Origin of the sequence: Aeromonas molluscorum 848, from assembly GCF_000388115.1 — a bacterium.
In the GTDB taxonomy this organism is placed as follows: Bacteria; Pseudomonadota; Gammaproteobacteria; order Enterobacterales; family Aeromonadaceae; genus Aeromonas; species Aeromonas molluscorum.
The window spans coordinates 1-6,271 of record NZ_AQGQ01000209.1 but is presented as its reverse complement, the minus strand read 5'-3'; the positions used below and the strand labels follow the sequence as shown (position 1 = coordinate 6,271).

The following is a 6,271-nucleotide window of genomic DNA, read 5'->3' as shown; positions in this document are numbered from 1 at the left end:
GGCACTGTTCGCCCGTATCGAACCCGCTAAAATTGAGGCCATGATTGAGGCCTCCAAGGAAGATCTCGCCAAAGAGCAGGCCCCCAAGCTGACCGGCCCGCTGGCAGATGACCCCATAAGCCAAACCATCTCCTATGAGGATTTCGCCAAGATCGATCTGCGCGTGGCACTGATCAAGAAGGCCGAGGCCGTACCTGAAGCCGACAAACTGCTCAAGTTGCAGCTGGATCTCGGCGGCGAGACCCGCCAGGTGTTCGCCGGCATCAAGTCCGCCTACAACCCGGAAGATCTGGAAGGCAAGCTGACGGTGATGGTGGCCAACTTGGCGCCGCGCAAGATGCGCTTTGGCATGTCCGAAGGCATGGTGCTGGCCGCGGGCCCGGGTGGCAAAGATCTCTGGATCCTGGAGCCGCAGGAAGGGGCCCAGCCTGGCATGCGGGTCAAGTAAACCGCAGCACATGACACAGAAAAGATGAGGGGCCCAATGGGCCCCTCATCTTTTCTGTGTCGCTCTCACCAGGGAGGACATCAAAGTGCTAGCGACAGATCCATCTGATTGGCAACGGCGCCTCAATCGACCTTAAGCATCAGGAGACTCAGCCCCACCAGCTCACCACGCTGACAGGAGAGCCGTCGCAGCTGCCATCCCCCTTTCTTGCGCAGGGCCCGCAGCAGCCGTTGCTGCTTGGCGGTATTTTTTTCCCGGCGCAGCCGCTTGTACCACTGCCGGCCATCTTGCAACTGCCCCAGCTGCTCCTGCCAACGACCCAGCAGCGTCAGCCAGTCCGGATCCCCCGCCCCCATGGCCACCAAGAGCTCGCAGCCATAACGTATCTGCTTGATCTCGGCCCGGGCCTTGTGCCATTGGCGCAGCAACTTGTCATTCTTGAGCTTCTTGGACTTGGCGCTCTGCTCGTCATCACTCTGGTTGAGCAACAGGCTCAGCCGCAGACCAAGTTGCAATCGATACCAGGCGAGTGGATCAAATCCCGCTGGTACCTGCGCCACCGCATCGAGCCACTCATCGAGGGCCACCGCCAGCATGGGCACCTTGACCGAGTCGGCTGGCGAGGCGCACCCTTTGCCCTCTTTCTCCTCACCCTTGCCTTTTCCCGCCGGCTTGTGATGCACAAAATGGCTGGCATAGACCTGATCATCGCGCAGCGGCGAGAGACGACGCACCGCATTCAGCAGCCGCCGCTCCAGCCTGGGGTGGTAGATAAGCGGGCGCCATAGCGCCAGCAGGGCATGGAGCCTGCGCGCCGCGATACGGTAGCCGTGGACTTGCTCCAAGCCCGCCTGTTGGCGCAGGGCCAGGGTCGCCGCCCAGTAGTGGTTGATGAGGGCCCGCGCCTGGCCAAGCAAGCGTTCGCGCAAGGGATCGTCCATGAAGTCACTCCTGTTTATTGCAATGCCAATAATGACAATGGTGACGCACCGGCACTACCAAGCACTGATGAGGCGAGGGCCTGGATCCTGGCGCTAGCCAATTGCCTGCTCGCAGGCTGGAACAAGCAAGCCACTCGGGTATGGCTGGCATGATCGCCGCTAATTGATGTGAAAGCCCGCCCTGACCTCTCCCTCATGAGCCACATACTCGATATGGGTCACGGCGGCGGTGCGGGGACCATGTTCAAGCCAACCCAGCATCATCTGCACCTGCTCCTTGGGGCCGCAGATCAGGACCTCGACCGACCCATCATCCAGGTTATAAGCATGCCCCCTCAGACCCAGTTGCACCGCCAGCTCCTGAGTGAAGTAGCGAAACCCGACCCCTTGCACTCGCCCAAAAACCTTGACCGAAAACGCTTGCTCTCCCATTTTTCACACCTTTTCCTTAAGCAATGAGAGGGCAAGCCGATAATCAAGCCGACTCTCTCTGTTGTGCAGGATGCAAATACCATTATGAAAGAAGTAAAGTTTCGTTGGGTTGACCGCTATCTCATTCATCTCACCATCAGTGAAAAATTCCTCATTACCTTCTGGTGCCCACTGATTTTCATCGCCGTACTCTCCTGGTATCTGTTATCGAGCAGCCACACCCAGCAGATGCAACTGCGCCTCGACGCCTTGCAAAGCAAGGTTGAGACCACGGCCCAGCTAGTCAGCCAGCAACCAACCCTGACTCTGCCTGCGGGCTTGAGCCTAAGTTCAAACGGCACGCCTGGCATAAGCAAGCAGGGCGAGCGGCACAGCGTCACCGCCAGTGCCGGCCAGGCGGGGTACCTCACTGGCACCCTGGACGCCAGCCAGTTCTCCCCCTGGGATCACCAGAGTACCACGCTCACCATCATCACGTTGGTGGCCGCCCTGATGGCGCTGGTTACCCATTATCTGATGACCTTCGTATCCGGCGCCCTCTATTCCACCAACAAGGCCCTGCAAACCGTGGCCGATGGCGACCTCACCCATCGCCTCAACTTCTTCCCGGTGCGGGACGAGTTTTCCGTGCTGGCGGGCAGCATCGACCGATTTACCGACCGTCAGCATAAGATAGTGCAATTGGTGGAAGAGTCTGCCGAAGCCCTGGCGATGGCCGCCGACGAGTTTCGCGACCACGCCAGTAACGGGGAATCCCTGGCCATGGATCAACGTCAGCACATGGACTCCCTCGCCGCCGCCATGGAGCAGATGTCCGCCGCCATTCGCGAGGTCGCTCGCAATGCCAACGACTCGCTGGCCCAGACCCGCCAATCGAGCGACGAGGCGAACCAGGGGGCCAACCGGGTAACGCGCACCATAGAGGCCATCGGCACCCTGGCGAGTGAGATAGGCAATGCCTCTGGCGCGGTGGAGCGGCTTAACCACAACGCCAATCGCATCAACGAGGTGATCGCCGTCATCAACGCCATCTCCCAGCAGACCAACCTGCTGGCCCTCAATGCCGCCATCGAGGCGGCCAGAGCCGGTGAACAGGGCCGCGGCTTCGCGGTGGTCGCAGACGAAGTGCGCACCCTCGCCAGCCGCACTCAGCAGGCCACTGTCGAAATCCAGAAGATGATCGAAGAGCTGCAAGGGGGCACAGGTGCACTGAACGACATCATGGAAAAAACGGTCGAGCGGGCAGAGCAGAGCCAGCGTCTGATCGCCGAAGTGGGTCTGGATATAGAGAAACTCAGCCATCACAGCGATGCCGTGCTGGAGATGAGCACCCAGATAGCCACCGCTTCCGAGCAGCAAAGTTCGGTGGCCGAGGAGATCAGCCGCAATCTGGACAGGATCCGTCACGAGGCAAGCCAGGTGGAAGAGTCCGCCAGCGCCTCCGTGGCAGGCACTGCCGGGATCAAGATGACGGCAACCGAGCTGACTCAGGCGCTGCGTGGTCTCAAGATCTGACTCAAGTCATCACCATTGCGTTTTGCCTTTGAGTTTTTGGGAGGGGCCACATAGAATGTGGCCCCTTTTCTTTTGACCATCTGGCAACTCTCATGAGCGCTTCCATCTATCTCGTCAAAGGCCGCGAAAAATCCCTGCTGCGCCGTCACCCCTGGATCTTCTCCAAGGGGATCGACAAAGTGCAAGGCAACCCCATCGATGGCGATACCGTCGAGATCTACTCCAACGATGGCAAGTGGCTCGCCCGCGGCGCCTGGTCCGGCAGCTCCCAGATCCGCGCCAGGGTCTGGACTTTCGATAAAGACGAGGCCGTCGACCTCGACTTCTTCATCCGTCGCCTCTCTTATGCCCAGGAGTCCCGGGATCCGCTGATCAAGCGTCAAGGCCTCACCGGCTATCGCCTGTGCGCCGCCGAATCCGATGGCCTGCCTGGGTTGACTATCGATCGCTACGCCAACTTCCTGGTATGCCAGATCCTCTCCGCCGGCGCCGAGTTCCAACGTGAGCTGATAACGCAAGCCCTGCGCACCCTCTACCCGGAGTGCAGCATCTATGAACGCTCCGACGTGGCGGTACGCAAGAAAGAGGGGCTCAAAGAGCGCACTGGCGTCATCTATGGCGAGACGCCGAACGAACCGGTCGTGATCGAAGAGAACGGCGGCGTCAAGATCCTGGTGGACATCCGCAACGGCCACAAGACTGGCTTCTATCTGGATCAGCGCGACAACCGCCAGACCGCGGCCAAGTACGCAGAAGGCAAGCGAGTGCTCAACTGCTTCTGCTACACCGGCGGCTTCGGTATCTATGCCCTCAAGGGCGGCGCCCGGGAAGTGGTCAACGTGGATCTCTCTCAGAATGCGCTGGATGTTGCCCGTCAAAACGCCGAGCTGAACGGGCTGGATGTCTCCAACACCCAGTTCGTGCGCCATGACGTCTTCAAGCTGCTGCGTGAATACCGCGAGAAGGGTGAGAAGTTCGATGTCATCGTGCTGGATCCGCCCAAGTTTGCCGATAGCAAGGCCCAGTTGCTGGGTGCATGCCGCGGTTACAAGGACATCAACATGCTGGCATTCCAGCTGCTCGCACCAGGTGGCGTGCTGCTGACTTACTCCTGCACCGGGTTGATGGAGCAGAGCCTGTTCCAGAAGATAGTGGCCGATGCGGCGCTGGACGCCGGTCGTGATGCCCAGATCCTGGAGCTGCTCACCCAAGCCTCTGATCACCCCATCGGCACCGCCTATCCGGAAGGTTTCTACCTCAAGGGCATGGTAGTGCGCGCCCGCTAAGGGGCGCCGACCAAGGCTGACCACCCCTTATCCTTTACCAGAACAGGGCCGGGGTCATCTCCGCCGCCATACCATCAAAAGGCCCGCTATCCCTGGCGGGCCTTTTGATAGGCGCAAAAAGAGAACCAAGGTCACGCATCCAGCCCCCCTCATCAGCATCGCCCGCAGCCATCGCACTCTTGCAGCAACCTTGCCTTTAAGCTGGCTCCAGCTCATGGCCATTCGCCCAGGTCCTATGACACTCAACCCACCCGCGGGGAGACATCGGTAGAAACGCATCGAAAATCTCTCGCTGCCAGCTCTTTCCCCCTTATCCTGAACCCGGTCATTCCTCCCATTCCTGCTTGCGATACAACATCCTGGATTGGCAGCCTGTCGTGATCAAGCCGCCAGCAGCCCGGCTCAGTCACGCGCCGGTGCTCCCTGCGGGAAGTAGTGCCGAAATGGCCTGGCCTCATTCACAACACGCACCACCGAAGGCTGACTCAGCAAACGGGCACGGTAGGCCCGCAACCTGGCGTGGGTGCTTGGTATCTCATGGGCCCAGTCGGCATAGAAGAGCGAGGGGGCGGCGGCGCAATCGGCCAAAGTGAAGCCAGCGCCGGCCATCCAGTGGCGCCCTTCCAGCCGCTGATCGAGCCAGAGGTAGATCTGGTCGAGCAGCTCGCGGGCCTGCATCACGCCATAGCGGTCGCGATCATCGACCGGGCGCAGCGCATCCAGCACCACTTTTTGCATCAGCGTCATCACATAGTTGTCGAAGACGCGATCCAGCATCTGCACCTCCAGGCCCGCATCACCAGCCGGGATCAGGCTGACGGGACCTGGGTGATGTGCCTGCAGGTGGGCGATTATGGTGCTGCTCTCGAGGATGCAGCGACCCTCATCGAGCAGCACCGGGAAGCGCTTGAGCGGCCAGAGGGCGGCAAGTTCGGCGTTGGCCGCCGGCTCTTCGAGATTCTGGTAGTCAAACGGGGTGGCATTCTCGTAGAGGGCGATCAGCACCTTCTGGCTGTAGGATGAGAAAGGATGGGCATAGAGTTTCATCGGGACGCTCCTCGCACTCGGATGGATGACTTCCCTAGTCTAGATCCCCTCTTCACCTTCGATACAGCGCTTATTCCGTGCTGGTTTTTGGATGATAAATGCACATTCATGATGAGAATAACACCCATATGGCTCTCATTTAGGTAGAGTGATCCCGCCTGTGGCCGCCAAGCCGGGGCAGCCGACTCATCAGGGTTGATGAGCGGCACCACAACAAAAATCGATGTCAGGCCAAGCTGAACATCATCAAGGATCCCGTCATGAATTAATCATTGCCGCTGTTGACGCCGCTGCGGGGCATCGCTGCCCTGATGGTGGTGCTGTTCCACGCCCGCTTGCTGCTCTTTCCCCAGTGGATGGAGCCTATCGCAGCCCACACCCAACTCATCGAGAACGGCTACCTCTGGGTCGATCTCTTCTTTATTTTGAGCGGGCTGGTGCTGGCCCACGTCTACGGGGAGGCCTTTGCCCGCTCGCCCCGCACCATAGGTTATGGCCGCTTCCTCTGGCTGCGGCTGACCCGGGTTTATCCCCTCTACCTGGTGACCCTGCTGCTGCTGGTGGGCTGGGAGCTGTACAAGGCCCGCCATGGGATTGGCTTC

7 protein-coding genes are annotated in these 6,271 nt (G+C 60.1%); 4 read left to right on the top strand and 3 right to left on the bottom strand.

Translation table 11 applies throughout. The annotated features are described in order from the left end of the window. Positions 1-448: methionine--tRNA ligase subunit beta (metG, locus tag G113_RS18490; RefSeq protein ID WP_005908519.1), on the top strand; the 448-nt coding region annotated here is incomplete at its 5' end. A gap of 122 nt (positions 449-570) precedes the next feature. Here metG and G113_RS18485 read toward each other — a convergent pair. Continuing rightward, the gene (locus G113_RS18485; RefSeq protein WP_005908518.1) at positions 571-1,389 is read right to left on the bottom strand and encodes a CHAD domain-containing protein; all 819 of its coding nucleotides are present in this window, start codon (positions 1,387-1,389) and stop codon (positions 571-573) included. Between the two features lie 159 nt (positions 1,390-1,548). After that, positions 1,549-1,821 (bottom strand): acylphosphatase, encoded by a 273-nt coding sequence (yccX, locus tag G113_RS18480; RefSeq protein WP_005908517.1) that lies wholly within the window; start codon positions 1,819-1,821, stop codon positions 1,549-1,551. Between the two features lie 84 nt (positions 1,822-1,905). Between yccX and G113_RS18475 the strand changes: the two genes are divergently transcribed. Then, on the top strand, positions 1,906-3,336 hold the full coding sequence (locus G113_RS18475; RefSeq protein ID WP_005908515.1) for a methyl-accepting chemotaxis protein: 1,431 nt from the start codon (positions 1,906-1,908) through the stop codon (positions 3,334-3,336). Between the two features lie 92 nt (positions 3,337-3,428). Next, positions 3,429-4,622 (top strand): class I SAM-dependent methyltransferase, encoded by a 1,194-nt coding sequence (locus tag G113_RS18470; protein WP_005908514.1) that lies wholly within the window; start codon positions 3,429-3,431, stop codon positions 4,620-4,622. Between the two features lie 402 nt (positions 4,623-5,024). Here the strand turns inward: G113_RS18470 and G113_RS18465 are convergent, their stop codons facing one another. Further along, positions 5,025-5,669 carry a glutathione S-transferase family protein gene (locus G113_RS18465; protein WP_005908513.1) on the bottom strand — a complete coding sequence of 215 codons (645 nt, stop codon included), beginning with the start codon at positions 5,667-5,669 and terminating at the stop codon, positions 5,025-5,027. Positions 5,670-5,941: 272 nt separating this feature from the next. On the opposite strand from G113_RS18465, the gene G113_RS18460 reads away from it, so the two are divergent. Beyond that, positions 5,942-6,271 (top strand): acyltransferase family protein (locus G113_RS18460; protein WP_005908512.1); only part of this gene is annotated, 330 nt, incomplete at its 3' end.

Bases quoted from the DNA above. Each gene is read 5' to 3' on its own strand.
- G113_RS18485 (WP_005908518.1), bottom strand. From the start codon at position 1,389: ATGGACGATCCCTTGCGCGAACGCTTGCTTGGCCAGGCGCGGGCCCTC.
- yccX (WP_005908517.1), bottom strand. From the start codon at position 1,821: ATGGGAGAGCAAGCGTTTTCGGTCAAGGTTTTTGGGCGAGTGCAAGGG.
- G113_RS18475 (WP_005908515.1), top strand. From the start codon at position 1,906: ATGAAAGAAGTAAAGTTTCGTTGGGTTGACCGCTATCTCATTCATCTC.
- G113_RS18470 (WP_005908514.1), top strand. From the start codon at position 3,429: ATGAGCGCTTCCATCTATCTCGTCAAAGGCCGCGAAAAATCCCTGCTG.
- G113_RS18465 (WP_005908513.1), bottom strand. From the start codon at position 5,669: ATGAAACTCTATGCCCATCCTTTCTCATCCTACAGCCAGAAGGTGCTG.